The 19,915-nt window shown below is 58.3% G+C and carries 24 protein-coding genes; 10 read left to right on the top strand and 14 right to left on the bottom strand.

From position 1 onward, the window contains the following. Positions 1 to 117 precede the first annotated feature (117 nt). Positions 118 to 600, top strand: coding sequence for a YajQ family cyclic di-GMP-binding protein (locus tag G5533_RS08905; RefSeq protein ID WP_216951900.1), 483 nt, complete (start codon positions 118 to 120; stop codon positions 598 to 600). Positions 601 to 697: 97 nt separating this feature from the next. Here G5533_RS08905 and G5533_RS08900 read toward each other — a convergent pair whose 3' ends face one another. The 5 genes from G5533_RS08900 to G5533_RS08880 form a co-directional block, all read right to left on the bottom strand. Further along, the gene (locus tag G5533_RS08900; RefSeq protein ID WP_216951901.1) at positions 698 to 1,540 is read right to left on the bottom strand and encodes a nucleoside-specific channel-forming Tsx family protein; all 843 of its coding nucleotides are present in this window, start codon (positions 1,538 to 1,540) and stop codon (positions 698 to 700) included. 156 nt (positions 1,541 to 1,696) lie between these two features. Then, positions 1,697 to 3,076 (bottom strand): AmpG family muropeptide MFS transporter, encoded by a 1,380-nt coding sequence (locus G5533_RS08895; protein WP_421205914.1) that lies wholly within the window; start codon positions 3,074 to 3,076, stop codon positions 1,697 to 1,699. Between the two features lie 174 nt (positions 3,077 to 3,250). Then, positions 3,251 to 3,826 (bottom strand): peptidylprolyl isomerase, encoded by a 576-nt coding sequence (locus tag G5533_RS08890; protein ID WP_216954445.1) that lies wholly within the window; start codon positions 3,824 to 3,826, stop codon positions 3,251 to 3,253. Positions 3,827 to 3,828: 2 nt separating this feature from the next. After that, positions 3,829 to 4,413 carry a YajG family lipoprotein gene (locus G5533_RS08885; protein ID WP_005349692.1) on the bottom strand — a complete coding sequence of 195 codons (585 nt, stop codon included), beginning with the start codon at positions 4,411 to 4,413 and terminating at the stop codon, positions 3,829 to 3,831. A 17-nt stretch (positions 4,414 to 4,430) separates the two neighbouring features. Continuing rightward, positions 4,431 to 5,564, bottom strand: coding sequence for a methyltransferase (locus G5533_RS08880; protein ID WP_227341205.1), 1,134 nt, complete (start codon positions 5,562 to 5,564; stop codon positions 4,431 to 4,433). A gap of 203 nt (positions 5,565 to 5,767) precedes the next feature. Here G5533_RS08880 and G5533_RS08875 point away from each other — a divergent pair, with 203 nt between their 5' ends. From G5533_RS08875 to nqrM, 9 genes are all read left to right on the top strand, one after another. Continuing rightward, positions 5,768 to 6,082, top strand: a complete 315-nt coding sequence (locus G5533_RS08875; protein ID WP_227341207.1) for a BolA family protein — start codon at positions 5,768 to 5,770, stop codon at positions 6,080 to 6,082. Between the two features lie 447 nt (positions 6,083 to 6,529). Then, positions 6,530 to 7,873: a Na(+)-translocating NADH-quinone reductase subunit A gene (locus G5533_RS08870; protein WP_005349684.1), complete on the top strand. Its 1,344-nt coding sequence runs from the start codon at positions 6,530 to 6,532 to the stop codon at positions 7,871 to 7,873. A 3-nt stretch (positions 7,874 to 7,876) separates the two neighbouring features. Beyond that, a complete protein-coding gene (locus tag G5533_RS08865) occupies positions 7,877 to 9,106 on the top strand; it encodes an NADH:ubiquinone reductase (Na(+)-transporting) subunit B (RefSeq protein ID WP_005338642.1) in 1,230 nt (409 codons plus the stop codon). Beyond that, positions 9,096 to 9,884, top strand: coding sequence for a Na(+)-translocating NADH-quinone reductase subunit C (locus G5533_RS08860; protein WP_005358609.1), 789 nt, complete (start codon positions 9,096 to 9,098; stop codon positions 9,882 to 9,884). The genes G5533_RS08865 and G5533_RS08860 overlap by 11 nt, the downstream gene beginning before the upstream one ends. Further along, complete coding sequence (locus G5533_RS08855) at positions 9,877 to 10,509, top strand: NADH:ubiquinone reductase (Na(+)-transporting) subunit D (RefSeq protein WP_005338644.1); 633 nt, start codon at positions 9,877 to 9,879, stop codon at positions 10,507 to 10,509. Before G5533_RS08860 ends, G5533_RS08855 begins: the two co-directional genes overlap by 8 nt. 3 nt (positions 10,510 to 10,512) lie before the next feature. Beyond that, entirely contained in the window at positions 10,513 to 11,109 is a 597-nt protein-coding gene (gene nqrE / locus G5533_RS08850) for an NADH:ubiquinone reductase (Na(+)-transporting) subunit E (RefSeq protein WP_005338645.1), read from the top strand. Positions 11,110 to 11,141: 32 nt separating this feature from the next. Then, on the top strand, positions 11,142 to 12,365 hold the full coding sequence (nqrF, locus tag G5533_RS08845) for an NADH:ubiquinone reductase (Na(+)-transporting) subunit F (protein ID WP_005338656.1): 1,224 nt from the start codon (positions 11,142 to 11,144) through the stop codon (positions 12,363 to 12,365). A gap of 3 nt (positions 12,366 to 12,368) precedes the next feature. After that, positions 12,369 to 13,406 carry an FAD:protein FMN transferase ApbE gene (locus G5533_RS08840; RefSeq protein WP_005338666.1) on the top strand — a complete coding sequence of 346 codons (1,038 nt, stop codon included), beginning with the start codon at positions 12,369 to 12,371 and terminating at the stop codon, positions 13,404 to 13,406. Positions 13,407 to 13,415: 9 nt separating this feature from the next. After that, complete coding sequence (gene nqrM / locus G5533_RS08835; RefSeq protein WP_005338668.1) at positions 13,416 to 13,640, top strand: (Na+)-NQR maturation NqrM; 225 nt, start codon at positions 13,416 to 13,418, stop codon at positions 13,638 to 13,640. 73 nt (positions 13,641 to 13,713) lie between these two features. Here nqrM and G5533_RS08830 read toward each other — a convergent pair whose 3' ends face one another. The 9 genes from G5533_RS08830 to G5533_RS08790 are packed head-to-tail and all read right to left on the bottom strand — an operon-like array spanning position 13,714 to position 19,914. Beyond that, entirely contained in the window at positions 13,714 to 14,253 is a 540-nt protein-coding gene (locus G5533_RS08830) for a DUF3833 domain-containing protein (RefSeq protein ID WP_128816319.1), read from the bottom strand. A gap of 14 nt (positions 14,254 to 14,267) precedes the next feature. Beyond that, positions 14,268 to 14,810, bottom strand: coding sequence for a chalcone isomerase family protein (locus G5533_RS08825; RefSeq protein WP_421354496.1), 543 nt, complete (start codon positions 14,808 to 14,810; stop codon positions 14,268 to 14,270). Continuing rightward, positions 14,767 to 14,988: a TIGR02450 family Trp-rich protein gene (locus G5533_RS08820; RefSeq protein WP_019445887.1), complete on the bottom strand. Its 222-nt coding sequence runs from the start codon at positions 14,986 to 14,988 to the stop codon at positions 14,767 to 14,769. The genes G5533_RS08825 and G5533_RS08820 overlap by 44 nt, the downstream gene beginning before the upstream one ends. Then, the gene (locus G5533_RS08815; RefSeq protein WP_021230328.1) at positions 14,985 to 15,461 is read right to left on the bottom strand and encodes a DUF2878 domain-containing protein; all 477 of its coding nucleotides are present in this window, start codon (positions 15,459 to 15,461) and stop codon (positions 14,985 to 14,987) included. The genes G5533_RS08820 and G5533_RS08815 overlap by 4 nt, the downstream gene beginning before the upstream one ends. A 2-nt stretch (positions 15,462 to 15,463) precedes the next feature. Further along, positions 15,464 to 16,720, bottom strand: coding sequence for an SAM-dependent methyltransferase (locus G5533_RS08810; protein WP_021230329.1), 1,257 nt, complete (start codon positions 16,718 to 16,720; stop codon positions 15,464 to 15,466). Continuing rightward, a complete protein-coding gene (locus G5533_RS08805; RefSeq protein WP_441254704.1) occupies positions 16,720 to 17,502 on the bottom strand; it encodes a DUF1365 domain-containing protein in 783 nt (260 codons plus the stop codon). Before G5533_RS08805 ends, G5533_RS08810 begins: the two co-directional genes overlap by 1 nt. Next, positions 17,499 to 18,758 carry an NAD(P)/FAD-dependent oxidoreductase gene (locus G5533_RS08800; protein ID WP_441254703.1) on the bottom strand — a complete coding sequence of 420 codons (1,260 nt, stop codon included), beginning with the start codon at positions 18,756 to 18,758 and terminating at the stop codon, positions 17,499 to 17,501. The genes G5533_RS08805 and G5533_RS08800 overlap by 4 nt, the downstream gene beginning before the upstream one ends. Then, positions 18,755 to 19,489, bottom strand: a complete 735-nt coding sequence (locus G5533_RS08795; protein ID WP_441254702.1) for an SDR family NAD(P)-dependent oxidoreductase — start codon at positions 19,487 to 19,489, stop codon at positions 18,755 to 18,757. Before G5533_RS08795 ends, G5533_RS08800 begins: the two co-directional genes overlap by 4 nt. Continuing rightward, the gene (locus G5533_RS08790; RefSeq protein ID WP_441254701.1) at positions 19,486 to 19,914 is read right to left on the bottom strand and encodes a nuclear transport factor 2 family protein; all 429 of its coding nucleotides are present in this window, start codon (positions 19,912 to 19,914) and stop codon (positions 19,486 to 19,488) included. Before G5533_RS08790 ends, G5533_RS08795 begins: the two co-directional genes overlap by 4 nt. Between the last annotated feature and the right edge of the window lies 1 nt (position 19,915).

Here is a 19,915-nt window from a genome sequence, read left to right as displayed (position 1 = left end):
GGGTCCAATCTTCCTGTGCGCAGGGGATTCTAGCAGAGCACTCCCATCAAAATCAGCAAATTTGCCGTATTTCTGGTAGATTTGGCCCCCGATAACGCAACATGAGGAGCTTCGGCTATGCCGTCATTCGATATTGTCTCTGAAGTCAAAATGAACGAGGTGTTGAACGCTGTCGACAACGCTAATCGTGAACTGGCCACCCGTTTCGATTTTCGTGGGGTAGAAGCCAGCTTCGAGTTGAACAAGGAAGAGGTAAAACTGGAAGCCGATGCCGATTTCCAGCTCAAGCAGATGGTTGAAATTCTGCGCGGCGCCCTGCTCAAGCGCAACATCGAAAACAGCTCCATGGAAGTGGGTGACTCCGTTCACTCCGGCAAACGCTTCCACCTGACCGTCAAGTTCAAACAGGGGATCGAGAAAGAGATCGCCAAGAAGCTGGTCAAGCTGATCAAGGACTCCAAGATCAAGGTACAGGTCGCCATCCAGGGTGATGAAGTACGTGTCACCGGCAAGAAGCGTGACGATCTGCAAGAGACCATGGCACTGGTCCGTGGCGCCGACCTGGGCCAACCGATGCAGTTTCAGAATTTCCGCGACTGATGATGGGAGAGAAGGGCTCTCCCTTCTCCTCTTCTTTAATCGTCCGAGCATAAAAAAACCGGAGCAAATGCTCCGGTTTTTTGTTCCCCAAGTTTTATTAGAACTTGTAGGTAACAGAGAAGTAGTGGCTGAAGCCGGTGCTCTTCCACGGGGTACCGTCGTAGGCTTTGGAGCCATCTTTGGTACCGTAGGCATCCATGAAATACTTCAGGCCATAACCAACCGCGTAGCGATCGGAGTGCCAGTAGATACCGTGGAAGGTGGCCAGGTTGTCGCTGGTACGGTCAGCACGGTCATGGGTATCCAGGCCGAATTGATAATCCAGATAACCCTGGTAGGAGACAAAGCTGCCATTGCCGAAGGTATAGAAAGGCTTGAACCAGTTCATGGAGAACTGATAACCGTTCCACTCACCTTCTTCTTCGGTGAAGAACTGGTTCTCGGTGGCGTGACGTGCATACAGGTTCATGCCAACCTTGCCAAACCAGGGAACCATCACATCGGCACCCAGACCCAGCTGGTTTTCCATCTGCTTGTCACCAACGTTGTTCAGGTTGGCAATGTAAAGCTCTTGCACAGGACCAAAGGAGAGATCTTTACCTGTCAGCGCATCCAGAGACATACGCGGTGCAAACTTCATGAACAGGTTCTGACCATGGTGTTTATTGCTGTGACGGGAGTCGAAAATATCGAATACGTCGACGTAACCGTACAGGTCAAACAGGCCGGAGCGACCACCGAACTCCATCTCAAAATAGGTATCGTTGTAGTCCTCTTCACCGGTAGTGAAAGGGCGCTGGTCGATGGTGTGCATGACGTTGAACTGCATCCACTTGTAGTCATTCTTGTGGATATCACCGCTGTAGTCAGCAGCAAAGGCTGGAGTTGCGGCAGCAGCCAGCAGACCGGTAGCGATCAGAGTCTTGGTAAATTTGGCCATTTTATTGGTCTCTTGTGCGTTAGTTGAGGTTTTCCGTAGCCTGCCCACAAGGAGCGAGAGGAATTCTAATCAAATAAAATTGGGGGTGAAACAACTTCTCGGGAACTTTATCCGGAAGTGTGAATCTAATCACCCCCGATTCTACGCAAACGCTTGCTATTTGTCAGCAACTGAGAACAACTCACCCCCTTTACGGGCGACCAGCACAATCAACAACAACACGGGCAAGCCCAACAAACTGGTGCCGACAAAGAAGGCGCTGTAGCCAATCTGCTCCACCACCTGCCCCGAAAAACCGGCCAACAACTTGGGCAGCAGCAACATCACCGAGCTGAACAGGGCGTATTGCGTCGCTGAAAACGCCACATTGGTCAGGCTGGAGAGATAGGTCACAAAAGCTGCGGTGGCGATGCCGGCGCTGAGGTTATCGAGCGAAATGATCAGGGTCAGCAGCTCCAGGTTGTGACCAACCTGATGGAGCAGGGCAAACAGCAGATTGGTGCTGGCGGTGAGCAGCGCCCCGAGAAACAGGATCCGCAGCGTGCCAAAGCGCATCACCAGCACGCCCCCCAGTGCCGCCCCCACCAGCGTCATGATAACGCCAAACACCTTGGTGATAGTGGCGACTTCGGTCTTGCTGAACTGCATATCCACATAGAAGCTGTTGGACATCACCCCCATCACCACATCCGCAATCCGGTAACAGGCGATAAGCAACAGGATAAGCAGCGCCGAGCGACCATAACGGCGAAAGAAGTCGGCAAACGGACTCCAGACCGCCTCATAACCCCAGGCTCCGGCACTTGCCAAGGGGGCGGGCCACCCCTTTTCCTGCAGCAGTGCCTTGCGCTCTGCCTGTTGTCTGCCCTGACCGGCCAGATCGATATCAGGTTCATGGCAGAACAGCGTGGTAATCACCCCGAGTGACATCAGACCGGCCATCACCAGATAGGTGATCTGCCAGCCACGATAGTCATAGCCGCTGTTGCTGCCAAACCAGGCTGCCAGCGCCAATGCGCCGGCACCGGCGATGATCATCGCCAACCGGTAGCCAGTCATGTAGGAGGCCGCCATCGCAGCCTGCAGTCGCTCGGGCGCGGATTCGATGCGATAGGCGTCGATCACGATATCCTGAGTCGCCGAGGCAAAGGCCACCAGCAGGGCGAACAAGGCCAAATGAGTCAACCCGCTCTTGGGATCACAAAGTGCCATACCGACCAGCGCACCAGCGATCAGCAGTTGGGAGAAGAGCATCCAGCTACGACGACGCCCCAGCAGTCTCGAAAGCAGTGGTAATGGCATGCGATCCACCAGCGGAGACCACATCCATTTAAAGCCGTAGGCGAGCGCCACCCAGCTCATGTAACCGATATCGGTCAGGCTGACATCGGCCTCGCGCAACCAGAATGAGAGGGTGCCAAATACCAGCAACAGCGGCAGACCCGATGAAAAGCCCATGGCAAAGAGAATGAGTACTCGGGCTTCGAGATAAACAGCGAGCGATTCCCGCCAACTCGGTGTGCGGATCATATTCAACTACCTGACGACTTTGGAAAAGTGCGTCATTTTGGCAGGTTGATGGCAGATAGCCAAGGCGGGTAAGGAGATAGACACAAGAAGCCCGGCCAGAGAAAAGGCCCATCCCGAACGGGATGAGCCTTGCATGGTGGCGCGACGGGATCACGGTGACATACCGCATCCGGCGATGGGTTACTTGCCGGCTTTCTTGTCCGCCGGGGTTTCCGCCAGCAACACTACCTTCTTCAGGATGACAGGGCTGGTCGGCACATCGTTGGCACGCAAAATGGGGCTGTAACCGGTCTGTACCTGAGCCAGTTTGTCCAGCACCTCCATCCCCTGAACCACCTGACCGAACACGGTATAACCCGCAGAGCCACCGGCGTTGAGGTTATTGTTGTCGACCAGATTGAAGTAGAACTGGCGAGTAGCGCTGTCGACCGCCTGGGTGCGAGCCATGGCGATGGAGCCACGCTTGTTGGGCAGACCGCCACGCGACTCGTTGACCACCGGCTCATAAGTTGGCAGTTGCTGGAACTGCTGGTTATACCCCCCCCCCTGCACCACAAAATCCTGGATCACCCGGTGGAAGATGCTGCCGTCATAGCTGCCATCAGCCACGTAGCGCAAAAAGTTTTTCACCGTCTGGGGCGCCTGCTTGGACGCCAGCTCCACCACGATATTGCCGTGGTTGGTCTCCATTCTCACTTTCGGGCCCGCGAACGCCAGCGGGGCGATCAACATGGCCAGCAACCAGAGTTTTTTCATCATCAGACACCTGCGCCGTTCGGTTGACCTTTAAGGTAACCGCGCAGCGCATCATCCGCCATGATCTGCTGCAGCACGCTACCCAGTTGCAGGTTCAGTGTAGACTCGAGATCGGCCATGCTTGGCTCGCTCGGGCTCTCCTTGCTGGAAGACATGTTGAACTGCTTGGTCAGACGGTTGCCCTGGAAATCGGCGATCACCTGCAGACTGACGCGGGACTTGGTGACATAGGTAAAGGTCTTCTCTTCCACATTGACTGCGGCGTTGGAGATCACCAGCGTCAGGTTGGTGGTGCCACTGTTGCCCACTTCGAGACCCTGACTACGCAGTCCTTCAGCCAGCCGTTCGGCCATCAGCAGATTGAGCGGACGCTCGCTGTTGACCAGCACGGGGGCTTTCTCTTTATGTTTGATGGAGAAGACGTAGGCAGCCTCACGCTTGTCTACCCCTTCCATGGTGATGCGATTGCCAGAGTAGTATTGCTGGTTGGCGGGGATCACCTGCGGATTGAGCAGCGCTGTCTCCGGCCAATGAGTGGCACACCCGCCCAGCATCAGGGCGGCCAGCAGCAAGAGTGACTTTTTCATCATGGTTTCCTTTGGCTTTAGCGTTTGATGGCTTTCAAAATAACGAATTTGCTGTTCGACGCAACGACTTGTGCGTTGGCAAACAAGCGCTTGAGTTTGTTGTGATAGTCCAGATGACGGTTGCCTACTATCCAGAGTTCACCCCCCTGAGGCAACACCCGGTGCGCATCGCTGAACATCTGCCAGGCGATATGATCGGTGATCGCCTGTAACTGATGGAAAGGAGGGTTGCAGAGGATCCGATCCGCCGAACCTACCGCCACCCCGTCGAGACAGTTATTGACCATAAAGCGGGCACGCGGCAGAGCATCGGGCAGATTGTGCTCGACGTTGAGCTGTGCCGAGGCGACCGCCATATAGGATTCATCGATAAAGGTCACCTCCACCTCGCTGTCTTTGGCGAGCAGCGATAACCCCAACACCCCGTTGCCACAGCCCAGATCGATCACCTTGCGGGCACTGTGGATGGGCAGGTTGTCCAGCATAAAGCGGGCACCGATATCGAGACTGGTGCGCGAGAAGACGTTGGCATGGTTGTGGATGAGCATGCCACTCCCCTCCAACGGCCAGACAGTCGGGAAGGGGTTGGCCAGCGCGGGGCGTTCTGCCTGCGGCTCGCAGTGAATGAGACGCGCCTTCTTCCAGGCCAACGAGGTACGGGTAGGCCCCAGATACTTCTCGAACAACTTGAGGGTGGAGGTATGAATATCCTTCGCCTTGCCGGCAGCGATAACGCGGGTTGCCGGTGTCACCACCTCCCGCAGCGCCAGCAGTTGCTGCTCCAGCAGTGCCTGATATTTGGAGACCTTGATCACCACCAGCGCAGGAGCATCGGGCAGCGGTGCCAGCGCATCCTGCAAGGTAATCCCGCTCGTATCCAGCCCATTTTCGGCCAAATTGGCCATGGTAGCCCGCTCACTGATGTAGGAGTCGGTGACACAGCAGGGGGAGTGCGGATGCAGATAGGCGGCAAGCGCGCCAAAACCGTCATTCATGATGATGACGTGGCCCGCCTGCTCGAGGGGGGACTCCGCCAGAGTGTTGATCAGATATTCGTCAGCCGCATCCCAGGCTTGCAGGGTCTCCTGACTCTGGCGCGGATAGCGGTAGAGCGTGAGCTGGCAATGGGGAGTGTCGAGAAGGGTTTGCATAGGAAGAGTCCAACCTCGGCTTGATTCATGGATACAGGCGCCAGGGGCGACGCAAAGTGGCGCTATTCTAGCGAGGAGCAGGAATTTCACCAGTTCGGAGCGTGCCAATGAACGGATAGCAGGCGATTTTCCTTTTGCGGGGGCTTATTCCACACCTAGACAGCCGATAGAATGGCCCGACATTCACTCTGGAAGCTGATCCTATGACCATCCAACAACTGATTGAAGCCAAGCTGACGGCAGCCCTCTCCCCCACTCTGCTGGAAGTGATCAACGAGAGCCACATGCACCGAGTGGAGCCGGGCTCTGAGAGCCACTTCAAGGTGGTGATCGTCAGCGAACAGTTTGCGGGTCAGCGCCTTCTCTCTCGCCATCGTCAGGTCAACGCCATCCTGGCCGATGAACTGGCCGGCGCTGTCCATGCACTTGCACTGCATACCTACACGGCAAGCGAGTGGCAGGAGAAGGGTAAGGCACCACGCACACCAGCTTGTGTTGGCAACCCCTCGCACTCCTGAACGGCTAGCTGTCACCCATTGCTCTGACCCACCACCCTATGGGTGACAAACAAAAATTAAACAAAAAGCCGCCAGCCTGCTAATCCTGACAACCATAAATAGGTATTTAATTCAGTTTTCCCTGGCGGCTTAGTCACAGCCTTACACAAGCATACCCCCATGGGGGTATTAAACTAAAAAAACCTTTAAAACCACAGCTTACAAGGAATTCAGGGGTTATTCATTGCAGGTTAATTTTGTGATGACGCAGGGATTTTGCCTATTTGGCATGGCAGAAAATGGGCCTTAAGTGGTAGACTCAAGCGCTTTTGAGTGACCTCGCATGTTGAATAATTGCTGAGCCTGACCACCCGGCGCAGCCACAACAGCGACTCATTCAACCACCCGTCGTGATGTATTTCTCGGCGCTAACCAACCTCTCTTCCCGTAACGGTAGTGCAATTAAGTATGATTACAATCAAAAGAGGACTGGACATCCCCGTGCTGGGTGCGCCAGAGCAAGTAATCTACGATGGCCCCGCCATCACCCGTGTTGCGACACTGGGCGAGGAGTTTGTGGGGATGCGACCTACTATGTTCGTCAAAGTAGGTGATCGCGTCATCAAAGGTCAGGATCTTTTTGAAGACAAGAAGAATCCGGGCGTTAAATTCACAGCTCCTGCCACCGGTGTGGTTTCAGAGATCAACCGTGGTGCCAAACGTGTTCTCCAGTCTGTGGTCATCGACCTCGACGGTTCCGATGAACAGGTGACGTTTGAGCATTTTGCCTCTGCCGAGCTGGCCAAGCTCGAGCGCAGCAAGGTGCAAGAGATCCTGGTCGCATCAGGTCAGTGGACTGCGTTGCGTACCCGTCCGTTCAGCAAAGTCCCCGCGGTAGCGTCTGCCCCGCGCGCCATCTTTGTGACTGCAATGGACACCAACCCGCTGGCAGCCGATGCCGAGCTGATTATCAAGGAACAGCCGCAGGCCTTCCTCGATGGTCTGGCCGTATTGACCCGCCTGACCGACGGCGCCGTCTACGTCTGTAAAGGCGAAGGCAGTCTGCCCCACTCTCCGCTGGCTCAGGTCAAAGAAGAGATCTTCGTTGGTCCGCACCCTGCCGGTCTGCCGGGTACCCATATCCACTTCCTGGATCCGGTCAGCAGCACCAAGGTGCAGTGGCACATCAACTATCAGGATGTGATTGCATTCGGCAAGCTGTTCACCACCGGTCAGATCTTCACTGACAAGGTGATCGCCCTGGCTGGCCCGAACGTGCTCAAGCCGCGTCTGCTGCGTACCCGTCTGGGCGCCTGCATCAGTCAGCTCACCAATAATGAGCTGCGTGCCGACGAAAACCGTATCATCTCCGGTTCTATCCTGAGTGGTGCCAAAGCCGAAGGTGTTCACGACTACCTGGGCCGCTACCACAATCAGGTTTGCGTGCTGGGTGAAGGTCGCGAGAAAGAGTTCCTGGGCTGGATCAACCCCAGCGCCAACAAGTTCTCTATCACCCGTACCACCCTCTCTCATCTGATGAAGGGCAAGCTGATCAACTTCACCACCACTACCAACGGTAGTGACCGTTCCATGGTGCCTATCGGCAACTATGAGCGGGTGATGCCACTCGACATCCTGCCGACCCTGCTGCTGCGGGACATGGTCTCCGGCGATACCGACGGTGCGCAAGCACTGGGCTGCCTGGAGCTGGATGAGGAAGATTTGGCGCTCTGTACCTTTGTCTGCCCTGGCAAGACAGAGTACGGCCCGATCTTGCGTGAGTGCCTGACCAAGATTGAACTGGAAGGTTAAGCGATGAGTTTCAAGCAACTTCTTGAAAATATGGAACACCACTTCGAACCGGGTGGAAAGTACGCCAAGTACTATGCCCTGTTCGAAGCGGCGTACACCCTGTTCTACACCCCGGGTAGCGTTACCCGCAACGCCTCCCACGTTCGTGATGCGCTCGATCTGAAGCGCATGATGATCATGGTGTGGCTGGCCGTGTTCCCGGCCATGTTCTGGGGCATGTACAACGTTGGTAACCAGGCGATTGCCGCCATTGCCCACATGGGCTCGGCTGCTGGTGCCAGCAGCTGGCAATATGCCCTGGCTACCATGCTGGGCGCCTCCCTCGATCCGGCTGTTGCCGGTATCGGCAGCAAGATGCTGATTGGCGCCACCCACTTCTTCCCGATCTACATCACCGTCTTCTTTGTCGGTGGTTTCTGGGAAGTGCTGTTCGCCATGGTGCGCAAACACGAGATCAACGAAGGCTTCTTCGTAACCTCCATCCTGTTTGCCCTGATCGTGCCGCCCGAGCTGCCACTGTGGCAAGCTGCGCTGGGTATCACCTTCGGTGTGGTGATGGCCAAAGAGGTGTTCGGTGGTACCGGCAAGAACTTCCTGAACCCGGCGCTGGCTGGTCGTGCGTTCCTGTTCTTCGCCTACCCGGGCCAGATCTCCGGTGACGCCGTGTGGGTTGCCGTTGACGGTTTCTCCGGCGCGACTGCCCTGAGCCAGTGGGCCCAAGGCGGCCAGATGGCGCTGATCAACGGTGCAACCGGCCAGGCTATCAGCTGGATGGACGCTTTCCTAGGTAACCTGCCGGGTTCCATCGGTGAAGTCTCTACCCTGATGATCCTGCTGGGTGCGGCCATGATCGTCTACATGCGCATCGCCTCCTGGCGCATCATCGCCGGCGTGATGATCGGTATGATCGCCACCTCCCTGCTGTTCAACGTCATCGGTTCCGATACCAACCCCATGTTCAACATGCCTTGGCACTGGCATCTGGTACTGGGTGGCTTCGCCTTCGGTATGGCCTTCATGGCGACCGACCCTGTCTCCGCAGCCTTTACCAACAAAGGCAAGTGGTGGTATGGCGCCCTGATCGGCGTAATGGTCGTGCTGGTTCGCGTGGTCAACCCTGCGTTCCCGGAAGGCATGATGCTGGCCATTCTGTTTGCGAACCTGTTTGCTCCCCTGTTTGACCACTTCGTCGCTCAGGCAAACATCAAGCGGAGGATTGCTCGTGGCGTTTAATAAAGATTCAACCCTCGGCACCGTCAGCGTGGTCACCGGCCTCTGTCTGGCCTGTTCCATCGTGGTATCCGTTGCCGCTGTGGGCCTGCGTTCTACCCAGCAGGAAAACAAGGCGCTGGACAAGCAGAGCAACATTCTCTCCGTAGCCGGTGTGGATGTGAGCGAAGTGGCCAAGCGCGACCTGGCCAAACTGTATGGCGAGAAGATCGAAGCCCGTCTGGTGGATCTGGCGACCGGTGACTTTGTTGACGGCGATGCCGACAACTTCGACACCAAGCAGGCAGCCAAAGATCCGGCCCGCAGCATCCGTCTTGCCGCCGCTGACGACAAGGCCAGCCTGCGTCAGATCTCCAAGCAGATCCCGGTATTCTTCGCCAAGGATGCCGAAGGCAAGATCGACAGCATCATCCTGCCCATCTACGGTCAGGGTCTGTGGTCGACCATGTATGCCTTCGTCGCCGTTGCCGCTGATGGCCAGACCATCAAGGGCATCACCTACTATGACCACGGTGAAACACCGGGTCTGGGTGGCGAGATCGAAAACCCGGCCTGGCAGGCGCTGTTCAAGGACAAGAAACTGTTCGACCAGAATGGCATGCCGGCGCTGCGCGTCATCAAGGGCCATGCTCCGGCGGGCTCCGAGCACGAGATCGATGGTCTCTCCGGTGCCACTCTGACCGGTAACGGCGTACAGCATACCTTCGACTTCTGGATGGGTCCCAAGGGCTTCGGTCCTTTCCTGGCCAAGGTTCGTGCAGGAGAAATCAACAATGGCTGACAAGAGCGAAATGAAGAAGTTGCTGTTGACGCCTGTGCTGGGCAACAACCCCATCGCCTTGCAGGTGCTGGGCGTCTGTTCTGCACTGGCGGTTACCAGCCAGATGAAAACTGCGTTTGTAATGACCCTCGCGGTCATGGCGGTCACCGCCTTCTCAAACCTGTTTATCTCCCTGATCCGCAACCAGATCCCGAACAGCGTCCGGATCATCGTGCAGATGGCGATCATCGCCTCACTGGTTATCGTGGTTGACCAGGTGCTCAAGGCGTACGCCTATGACATCTCCAAGCAACTGTCGGTCTTCGTGGGTCTGATCATCACCAACTGTATCGTAATGGGCCGCGCCGAAGCGTATGCCATGAAGAGTGCCCCGCTGCCCTCCTTCCTGGATGGTATCGGCAACGGTCTGGGCTATGGTGCCATTCTGCTGAGCGTCGCGACCGTGCGTGAACTGCTGGGCTCCGGCACCTGGTTCGGCATCGAGCTGCTGCCGCTGGTGAATAACGGTGGCTGGTACGTGCCCAACGGCCTGCTGCTGCTGCCGCCGAGTGCATTCTTCATCATTGGTCTGATCATTTGGGGCGTGCGCACCAAGGATCCCAAGCAGGTGGAGGCGAAGGATTAAGGTATGGAACACTATCTGAGTCTGTTGATTAAATCGATCTTCATCGAAAACCTGGCACTCTCCTTCTTCCTGGGGATGTGTACCTTCCTGGCGGTGTCCAAGAAGGTAAAGACCTCCATGGGTCTGGGTATTGCCGTTATTGTGGTGCAGACCATCGCGGTTCCTGCCAACAACCTGATCTACAACTACGTGCTTAAAGATGGCGCTCTGGTATCCGGTCTGGATCTGAGCTTCCTGAGCTTCATCACCTTCATCGGTGTGATTGCAGCACTGGTACAGATCCTGGAGATGGCGCTGGACAAGTACTTCCCGGCACTCTACAACGCGCTGGGTATCTTCCTGCCGCTCATCACCGTGAACTGCGCCATCTTCGGTGGCGTCTCCTTCATGGTGCAGCGTGACTACAACTTCATGGAGTCTGTGGTCTACGGTGTGGGTTCAGGGGCAGGCTGGATGCTGGCGATCGTTGCGCTGGCAGGTATCCGCGAGAAGATGAAGTATTCCGATGTTCCGGAAGGCCTGCGCGGTCTGGGCATCACCTTCATCACCGCCGGTCTGATGGCGCTGGGCTTCATGTCCTTCTCTGGTATCTCCCTGTAATCGGCTTTCCTGCAATCAGAAAGGAACGATAGATGGAAATTATTTTGGGTGTGGTCATGTTTACCGTGATCCTGCTGGCACTGGTGGCAGTCATTCTGTTCGCCAAGTCCAAGCTGGTGACCGCGGGCGACGTGACAATCAGCATCAATGGTGACCCGGCCAAGGCTGTGACCAGCCCGGCCGGTGGCAAGCTGCTCGGCGTGCTGGCTGGCAGCGGTATCTTCGTCTCCTCCGCCTGTGGCGGCGGTGGCTCCTGCGGCCAGTGCAAGGTACGGGTGAAATCCGGTGGCGGCGACATTCTGCCGACCGAACTGGATCACATCAGCAAGGGCGAAGCCCGTCATGGCGAGCGTCTGGCCTGTCAGGTTACCGTTCGCTCCGACATGGATATCGAACTGCCGGAAGAGATCTTCGGGGTGAAGAAGTGGGAATGTACTGTTATCTCCAACGATAACAAGGCCACCTTCATCAAGGAGCTCAAGCTGCAGATCCCCGATGGCGAGAGCGTGCCGTTCCGCGCCGGTGGTTATATCCAGATTGAAGCCCCGGCTCACCACGTGCACTACAAGAACTTCGATATTCCCGAGGAGTATCGCGGTGACTGGGATCGCTTCAAGATTTTTGAGCTGGAGTCCAAGGTCGATGAGCCGATCATCCGAGCCTACTCCATGGCCAACTATCCGGAAGAGTTCGGCATCATCATGCTGAACGTGCGTATCGCGACCCCGCCCCCGAGCAACTGGACTGCCCCTCCGGGACAGATGTCCTCCTACATCTTCAGCCTGAAGGCTGGCGACAAGGTGACCATCTCCGGTCCGTTCGGTGAGTTCTTCGCCAAGGACACCGATGCCGAAATGGTATTCATCGGTGGTGGTGCAGGTATGGCGCCGATGCGTTCCCATATCTTCGACCAGCTGCGTCGCCTGAAGTCCAAGCGCAAGATGAGCTTCTGGTACGGTGCCCGTTCCAAGCGCGAAATGTTCTATGTCGAAGACTTTGACATGCTCGCCGCCGAGAACGAGAACTTCACCTGGAACGTCGCCCTGTCTGATCCGCAACCGGAAGACAACTGGGACGGCTACACCGGCTTCATCCACAACGTGCTCTACGAGAACTATCTCAAGAACCACGAAGCACCGGAAGATTGCGAGTTCTACATGTGTGGACCTCCGGTGATGAACGCTGCCGTCATCAACATGCTCAAAGATTTGGGCGTTGAAGACGAAAACATCCTGTTGGATGACTTTGGTGGTTAATCCATGCACAGTGTTGTAAAGACCTGGCTAGCCTTCGGGCTAGCCTTTTTCTTGACTGGGTGCGGTCAGGAGACGGTCCAATCCAAACCGGAGATCCACATCACCGGCAGCACCATGGGCACTTACTACTCCATCAAGGTAGCGGACAGCGCCATCAGCGATCCGGCCAAGCTTCAAGCTGAGGTCGATGTCTTGCTGGAGCGGGTCAACGATCAGATGTCGACCTATCGCCCCGATTCCGAACTGTCGCGCTTCAACCAGAGCCGTGACAACAAACCGGTAGTGGTCTCCCGCGATACCGCACGGGTCGTCACAGAGGCTATTCACATTGGCCGTGAGAGCCAGGGGGCGCTGGACGTCACCGTTGGCCCCTTGGTCAATCTGTGGGGCTTTGGCCCGGACAAGAAGCCGACCAAGGTCCCCTCCGACGAGCTGATCACCCAGACTCGCCAGAAGACCGGTCTGGGCAACCTGCACGTCATCACCTCGGTAGATGCCGACACCCTGCAAAAAGACATTCCGGACCTCTACGTCGATCTCTCCGCCATCGCCAAGGGCTTTGGTGTGGACAAGGTAGCCGAGTATCTGGAGTCACTGGGTGCGCGCAACTATCTGGTGGAGATTGGCGGCGAGCTGCGGATCAATGGCGTCAACGGCAAGGGTCACCCCTGGCGCGTGGCCATCGAGAAGCCCACCGCAGGCACCGGCACGGTGCAAGAGGTGATCGTGCCCGGTGACAACGGGGTGGCCACCTCCGGCGATTACCGCAACTACTATGAACTGGATGGTCAGCGCTTCTCCCACACCATAGATCCGCGCAGCGGCAAGCCGATCCAGCACCGTCTGGTGTCGGTCACCGTGATCCACCCCTCCTGCATGACCGCAGACGGGCTGGCCACCGTGTTTATGGTGATGGGGACCGAGAAAAGCCTGGCCTATGCCAACGAGCGCGGCCTGGCGATCTTCGTGATCACCAAGACGGACAACGGCTTTGAAGAGGCTTACTCCGATGCCTTCAAGCCCTATCTGGTCAAGAAGTAAGAGGTAGAGATGCAGATTTTTCTGATCACCTTCGGGGTATTCATGCTGGTGATAGCCGCCATGGCTATCGGTTACATCTTCCAGAAGAAGACCATCTCCGGCTCCTGTGGCGGTCTGGGTAGCGTCGGCATCGAGAAAGAGTGCGATTGCCCGGAACCCTGCGACAACCGCAAGAAGAAGATGGCCAAGGAAGAGGCCCGTCGCAAGATGCTGGAAGAGAACCGCATCATCTGATGACTCTGGTTTTTCGGTAAACAAAAGCGCGCCATCGGCGCGCTTTTTACTGGCCGTTATCTTGCGTTAACGGTCAGGGCTGACGTTCGATATAGAGGATCACCTCGCCAAGATGGATACCGAACTTGCTGATCTCGGCACGATTGATCAGACGATCTTCGTCCAGCAGGTACATCCAGTCATCGAAGCTCACCCGCACCACCTCGCCATCCGGTAGCGCCAGATCGAGCTGATAACGCCAGTTGAGGGCGAACCCTTGGCTTTTACCCACCGCCTCTCCCACCACATCGGAAGCAGTACCTCGCCAGTGACCGTCAACCCCCTTGCTCAGATACCAGGTACGGGTCTGCTGGCGGCCATCATCAAAGTAAAACTGTTCGAACAGCTCTCCCTTGCCATCCTTCCAACGACCCACCATCTCGACCCGAAAGCGACTGGTCACTTCGCCGCTGCGGTCGGTCACCAGGCCGTGAGCCACCAGTTTGCCGTTGAAGAAACGGGCGAGATCCCAGTTTGGCCCCTGCCCCCGATAGTCATCGAGACTGGCACCACAGCCACTCAGCAGCAAAAAGGGGAGCAACAGCAACCAGCGGTATGCACGATAGAAAGACATCAGAGACTCCATGTTCAGGGTTGGCCACGCAGGCGGCGGGTCAGGGCGGGATCGCGGCTGTTGTCAGCCAGCCAGATGGCGAGAAAAGCGGCCGAGAATTGCGGATCGGCCAGAGTGCCAAGGGGTTTTTCCTGCCACCAGAAGTGGCCTGTCCCGCCCTTGTCGACATAGAAGGTGAGCTTGTCGCCTGCCTGTACATCGGGCCAGAGTGCAGCAAGCTGGCCGAGCCAGCGCTGACGCTCGGCGTCAGAGCCAAGACCGAGCCGCTGCCACTCGGATGAAGTAGCGCCGAGCAGATCGTCCCGCTCGATGGCTCTGGCATAGGTGAGGGTAAGCGCTTGTGGATAGTGGCCCGGCTGGTAGCGACCACTCTCGCTAAACAGAGTTGCGTCGTAGAGCTTGAACCAGAGCCAATGCATCTGCCCCTGCCCGACCGGGCGCAGCTTCTGCCAGGGGAGTGTTGTCGCATCGCTGGTAGTCGCAACCAGCAGGCTCAGGGCAGCAAGGTGGAGGCTAATTCCACCCCATATGCCAGTGATTGGGGTCTTCGAGTTCATGCCAGTCCATCTCCTGTTCCTGCAGGGTATTGATATCCTGCATCACCACCTGCACCAGCCGCCCCTGCGCATCCCGCTGGCAGGCAACCACCAGATAGAAACGATCTGTCAGCTCATGCTGGCTCTCTTTAGTCCATTTGGAAAAAAGCAACGAGTCGGTCGAAAAGGTGTTTGTCATGACTCACCCTCCAGCTTGACCATTACCCACAGGAGTACGGGTAACCACCACATCCAGATCACTGCCAGCAGCGCCGTGCTGATCCAGATGCCCCAGGGTAAGTTTACTGCCCCCATGGCGGCCCCCGCCACATAGGAGGAGGCACCGCCAAATACGCCAAACAGCGCCTGCTGCCAGCGAGGCAAGCGCAGCAGCCAGCGCATACCGTGGGCCAGCGTCAGGGCAAAACCGAGCCAGAGCAGCACCAGCCAGAGGGGAAAACCGGACGGGAACCGGAACAGGCCGAGCTGCCAGAGCAGCACATCCAGCAGACAGCCGGCGACCGCGATGGGGAGCAGCCGCCAGTCACGCTGGCGGCTGGGTGAGAAGAGAAAGTGCAGCAGCAACATTGCCAGCAGCGGGCCCGGCTGCTGCCACTTCACCGCCAGCAACCAGTAGAGGTTGAACCCCAGCAGGTGAGCCCACTGCCACATGGTCAGTGACCGCTTACTGGCACATCACCCGACCAGCCCGCAGGTCCGGGCTTGGCGGCCTCCAGCTGCACCAGACTGATGGTGCGCTCCCAGAATCCCCCCTCGCAATAGGCGAAGTAGAAGTGCCACAACCGGATGAAATCCTGGCTGTAACCGAGCTTGGGCAGCTCGGGCGCCAGCGCCAGAAAGCGATCGCACCAGTGAGCCAGGGTGCGGGCATAGTGATGGCCGTGATCGTGCAACCGCACCAGCTGCATGTCGGTCTCCCGCGCCAGCAAACCCGCCATCTGGGAGACACTCGGCAGGCAGCCACCGGGGAAGATGTAGCGCTGGATGAAATCAACCCCGCGCAGATACTGGGCATGGCGCTGATCGGCGATGGTGATGGCCTGGATGAGCAGGCGACCACCGGGCTTGAGCAGCCGTGACAACTGGCGGAAATAGTCGGGCAGGAAGGCGTGGCCCACCGCCTCGATCATCTCGATGGAGACCAGCTTGTCATAGGTCCCCTCCAGCTTGCGGTAATCCTCCAGCAGCAAGGTGATGCGATCCCCCAGCCCCTCCCGCGCAATCCACTCCTTGGCATAGTCATGTTGGGCCCGGGAGATGGTAGTGGTCGTCACCCGGCAGCCATAGTGGCGGGCGGCATAGACGGCGAGGCCGCCCCAGCCGGTACCGATCTCCAGCAGATGGTCGTCAGGCCCCAGCGCCAGCCGCTCGCAGATGGTGCGCAGCTTGGCCTGCTGCCCCTCTTCGAGAGTGGCCTCGGCGCTCGGATAGATGGCGCTCGAGTACTGCATATGGCTGTCGAGAAACCCCTGATAGAGGGTATTACCGAGATCGTAGTGGGCGGCGATGTTGGATCGCGAACCTGTCAGAGTATTGCGGTTGAGCCAGTGGCGCACCTTGTTGAAGGGGAAGCTGAGCCAGCCGAGGCGCCGCTCGAGGGAGTCGAGCAGGGTCAGGTTGCGGGCCAGCAGCCGCACCAGCGCCACCGGATCCGGGCTGGTCCAGAGCCCCTCCACCCAGGTTTCCCCGGCGGCAATGCTGCCCCCCAGCAACAGGCGACGATAGAAGGCAGGATCTTGCACCACCAGTTCGGCATGCAGATCGGTACCCGCGACGCCAAAGCTGTGGCGCTCACCGCCATCCCGCAGCAGCAGCTGGCCATGTTCGAGGCGACCCAGCAGATTGAGCAGCAGTTGTCTTGCCCCCTTGTCGATGAAAGAGGCAGAGAGGGTTGATTGAGCAAGTTCCATTAGCGGCTCTCCGGATGGGTAAAAATCGGGGTTCGTTTGATAAAAAGACGCAGGGCCTGCCAGTAGATCCCGAGCAGCACCTTCATGGTCATCCATGGCCAGCGGGCCAGCAGGGCCACCAGCCCCTTGCGCGACAAGGGTTCGCGAGTGAGCGCCAGGGTTGCGTCAAACAGCTTGGCTTCACCGGATACGGGATGACTCTCGATATGGATCAGTGTCTCCTGCTCGGGCGGCCTGATCCGCCAGTGATAACGCATCGCCAGCCCCATAAAGGGGGAGACGTGAAAATCCTTGTCATGGGGTGCCAGCGCCGCCAAATCCAGCAGGTAGTAGTGACGCTCGTTCCAGGGGGTGTTCGACACCTCTGCCAGCAGATAGCGCGCCTCGCCCTGCCGATAGCAGAAGTAGAAGTTGACCGGGCTGAAGTAGAACCCCAGACAGCGCACGTTGCCGAGCAGCAGCACCCGCCCCTCGGAGTCGGCATCGCCACCCAGCTCGATCACCTTCTGCCACACCGCCTGCTTGAGGCTTCCCTCACTCCCCTTGAGATAGTCATGGCGGTGAAACGAGAGCAGCCCCGAGCGCTCCACCCCGAACCAGCGCCCCTGATCTAGCTGTGGCAGCTCGTCGAGATCCAGTCCCAGCATAAAAAGGCTGTAGGAGAAGGTGTGAGCCCGCGGTGCAAAACGGCGGTGGCGCACCGAGCCTTGCCAGATGGCGCTGGTGACGCCAGCCAGTTCGTCGGCACGCTCATGTTCGGTGGCCACGGTGGCGCCGTTCATAGCTCGGCTCCGAAGCGCCTGGCGACATCCAGCGCGCTGCGCACCCCATCCTCATGGAAGCCGTTGTACCAGTAGGCGCCGCAGAAGTGGGTGTGCTGTTGGCCGCAGATCTCCGTGCGCCGCTGCTGGGCGGCGATGGAGGCCTGATTGAACACTGGATGGTGGTAGACGAAGCGGCGCAGTACCTTGCTCTCATCCACCTTGCCCCTGGGGTTGAGGCTGACGCAGAAGGGCTCCGGCGAGTTCACCCCCTGCAGGATGTTCATGTTGTAGCTCACCAGCGGCCGCGCCTCATCGTTGCCATCGAGCTGATAGTTCCAGCTGGCCCATGCCTTGCGGCGAGTGGGCAAGCAGCGAGCATCGGTATGGAGCCAGACATCGTTGGCCTGATAGGGCATGTCGCCGAGAATAGCCTGCTCCCGCTCGCCGGGATCCGCCAGCAGCGCCAGCGCCTGATCGCTGTGGCAGGCGAAGATCACCTCGTCAAACCGCTCCTCGCCGTAACTGCTCTGGATCACCACGCCATCCGCGTCCCGCCGCACGCTCTGCACCGGACAGGCGAGGCGGATCTGCGACTGCCAACCCGCGGTAAGGGGGCCGATATATTCCCGCGAGCCACCCGGGATCACGTACCACTGGGGGCGATTGGCCACATCCAGCAGGCCGTGGTTGGCAAAAAAGCGCAGGAAGAAGCCAAGGGGGAAGGCGCGCATATCGGCCAGGGTCGATGACCAGATTGCCGCCCCCATCGGCAAGATGTAGTGGCGGGCGAAGTAGTCGCTAAACTCCCCCGCCAGCAAAAAATCCCCCAGGGTCAGCTCGGGGCCAGCCCCCTGATGTTGCCCATCCGCCAGCCAGGCCCGCGCCTCCCGGTTGAATCGCAGGATCTCGGCAACAAAGCCGTAGAAACGGGGACTCAACAGATTGCTGCGCTGGGCAAACAGGGTATCGAGGTTATGGCCGTTATACTCCAGCCCCTCCGGGCTCTTTACCGAGAAGCTCATCTCGGCCGGTTGGCGCGCCATGCCGATCCGCGCCAGCAACTTCAAGAAGTTGGGATAGGTGCGATCATTGAAGACGATAAAGCCGGTGTCGATGGCATAGCTGCGGCCAGCCTGATTCACATCGACGGTCGCAGTATGGCCGCCCAGGGTCGGCGCTGCCTCGAACAGGGTGATGTCATGGAGTTTGTGGAGCAGAAAACCGGCGGTGAGCCCCGAGATCCCTGAACCGACGATGGCGATCTTTTTCTTCATGAATGGCTTCCTTTCGATACGAGTGCGCGGCCAAGGCGCAGCCAGAGCCCCACCGGCAGCGCACCAAGCAGCCGCAGCAACCAGATGAAACGGCGGGGAAAGTGGATCTGGTGACGACCAGCGGTCAGCCCGTCCATGATGGCGCGGGAGGCCTGCTCCACCGTCACCAGACAGGGCATGGGAAAATCATTTTTGGCGGTGAGCGGCGTCTGGACAAAGCCGGGGCGGATCAGGGTCACCCCGATCCCTTTGCTGGCCAAATCGAGGCGCAAGGTATCCGCCAGATAGTCGAGGGCCGCCTTGGAGGCGCCATACGCCTCGGCTCGTGGCAGCGGTAGCCAGCTCACCGACGAGCTGACGATGGCCAGCCGTGATCCCGCTCCTAACAGCGGCAAGAAGGCGGCCAAAGCATGGCCGGTAGCGGTCAGATTGGTATCGATGACACGGGCAAACAGCTCGCTGTCAAACCCATCGCCGACATCCATGTACTCGCAGTTGCCTGCGTTGAGGATCAGCAGATCGAGGGATGGCAGCGTAGCAGCCACCCCGCTCATTGCGGCCAGATCCCGGGCATCGAACTGCAGCGGCGTGACGCCGTGCAGCCCCAGCTCCTGCAGCCGTTCGCCATCGCGGCCACAACCCCACACCTGCCATCCTGCCAGCCGGTAATCCAGCGCCAACTGACGACCGATGCCGGAGGTCGCGCCTGTAATAAGCACTCGGCCGCTCATGCGCCGAGCCTCATCTTGATAGTACGCACCACGGGCCCGAGCAGCGGCAACTGCTCGTAGATCATGGCGCCCAGGTCAAAATAGTCCCTGTGCTGGCACACCTTGCCCGCCTCGTCGAATTCGAGGCGGGTGGCCCCCTCCACCGTCACCGGCTCACCACCACGCAATCTGGGGTGAGAGAAGGTCATGGTCCAGCCGAGCCAGGCCTGCGGCCCTTGCTGCTGCTGACTGGTGATGACGAAACGACAGTAGGCGAGGCGCTGATAGAGGGCGGCAAAATAGTCGCCAAGGGCCGCCAGCCCCTCGATACGGTGAGCCGGATCGATAAAGACCACCTGTTCGGCATAGACCTCGGGCAAGCGATGCAACTGCTGTTTGTCCAGTTGCTGATAGAGGCCAATAAAGCGGGCCAGCGGCTCGTTCATC

The sequence above is a fragment of the Aeromonas sp. A600620 genome, from assembly GCF_029479985.1.
Lineage (GTDB): Bacteria > Pseudomonadota > Gammaproteobacteria > Enterobacterales > Aeromonadaceae > Aeromonas > Aeromonas veronii_A.
The sequence above is the reverse complement of the archived record's forward strand: the minus strand, read 5'-3'. Positions and strand labels throughout refer to the sequence as shown.

Bases quoted from the DNA above. Each gene is read 5' to 3' on its own strand.
- G5533_RS08905 (WP_216951900.1), top strand. From the start codon at position 118: ATGCCGTCATTCGATATTGTCTCTGAAGTCAAAATGAACGAGGTGTTG.
- G5533_RS08900 (WP_216951901.1), bottom strand. From the start codon at position 1,540: ATGGCCAAATTTACCAAGACTCTGATCGCTACCGGTCTGCTGGCTGCT.
- G5533_RS08890 (WP_216954445.1), bottom strand. From the start codon at position 3,826: ATGAAAAAACTCTGGTTGCTGGCCATGTTGATCGCCCCGCTGGCGTTC.
- G5533_RS08885 (WP_005349692.1), bottom strand. From the start codon at position 4,413: ATGAAAAAGTCACTCTTGCTGCTGGCCGCCCTGATGCTGGGCGGGTGT.
- G5533_RS08880 (WP_227341205.1), bottom strand. From the start codon at position 5,564: ATGCAAACCCTTCTCGACACTCCCCATTGCCAGCTCACGCTCTACCGC.
- G5533_RS08875 (WP_227341207.1), top strand. From the start codon at position 5,768: ATGACCATCCAACAACTGATTGAAGCCAAGCTGACGGCAGCCCTCTCC.
- G5533_RS08870 (WP_005349684.1), top strand. From the start codon at position 6,530: ATGATTACAATCAAAAGAGGACTGGACATCCCCGTGCTGGGTGCGCCA.
- G5533_RS08865 (WP_005338642.1), top strand. From the start codon at position 7,877: ATGAGTTTCAAGCAACTTCTTGAAAATATGGAACACCACTTCGAACCG.
- G5533_RS08855 (WP_005338644.1), top strand. From the start codon at position 9,877: ATGGCTGACAAGAGCGAAATGAAGAAGTTGCTGTTGACGCCTGTGCTG.
- nqrE (WP_005338645.1), top strand. From the start codon at position 10,513: ATGGAACACTATCTGAGTCTGTTGATTAAATCGATCTTCATCGAAAAC.
- nqrF (WP_005338656.1), top strand. From the start codon at position 11,142: ATGGAAATTATTTTGGGTGTGGTCATGTTTACCGTGATCCTGCTGGCA.
- G5533_RS08840 (WP_005338666.1), top strand. From the start codon at position 12,369: ATGCACAGTGTTGTAAAGACCTGGCTAGCCTTCGGGCTAGCCTTTTTC.
- nqrM (WP_005338668.1), top strand. From the start codon at position 13,416: ATGCAGATTTTTCTGATCACCTTCGGGGTATTCATGCTGGTGATAGCC.
- G5533_RS08830 (WP_128816319.1), bottom strand. From the start codon at position 14,253: ATGTCTTTCTATCGTGCATACCGCTGGTTGCTGTTGCTCCCCTTTTTG.
- G5533_RS08825 (WP_421354496.1), bottom strand. From the start codon at position 14,810: ATGAACTCGAAGACCCCAATCACTGGCATATGGGGTGGAATTAGCCTC.
- G5533_RS08820 (WP_019445887.1), bottom strand. From the start codon at position 14,988: ATGACAAACACCTTTTCGACCGACTCGTTGCTTTTTTCCAAATGGACT.
- G5533_RS08815 (WP_021230328.1), bottom strand. From the start codon at position 15,461: ATGTGGCAGTGGGCTCACCTGCTGGGGTTCAACCTCTACTGGTTGCTG.
- G5533_RS08810 (WP_021230329.1), bottom strand. From the start codon at position 16,720: ATGGAACTTGCTCAATCAACCCTCTCTGCCTCTTTCATCGACAAGGGG.
- G5533_RS08805 (WP_441254704.1), bottom strand. From the start codon at position 17,502: ATGAACGGCGCCACCGTGGCCACCGAACATGAGCGTGCCGACGAACTG.
- G5533_RS08800 (WP_441254703.1), bottom strand. From the start codon at position 18,758: ATGAAGAAAAAGATCGCCATCGTCGGTTCAGGGATCTCGGGGCTCACC.
- G5533_RS08795 (WP_441254702.1), bottom strand. From the start codon at position 19,489: ATGAGCGGCCGAGTGCTTATTACAGGCGCGACCTCCGGCATCGGTCGT.
- G5533_RS08790 (WP_441254701.1), bottom strand. From the start codon at position 19,914: ATGAACGAGCCGCTGGCCCGCTTTATTGGCCTCTATCAGCAACTGGAC.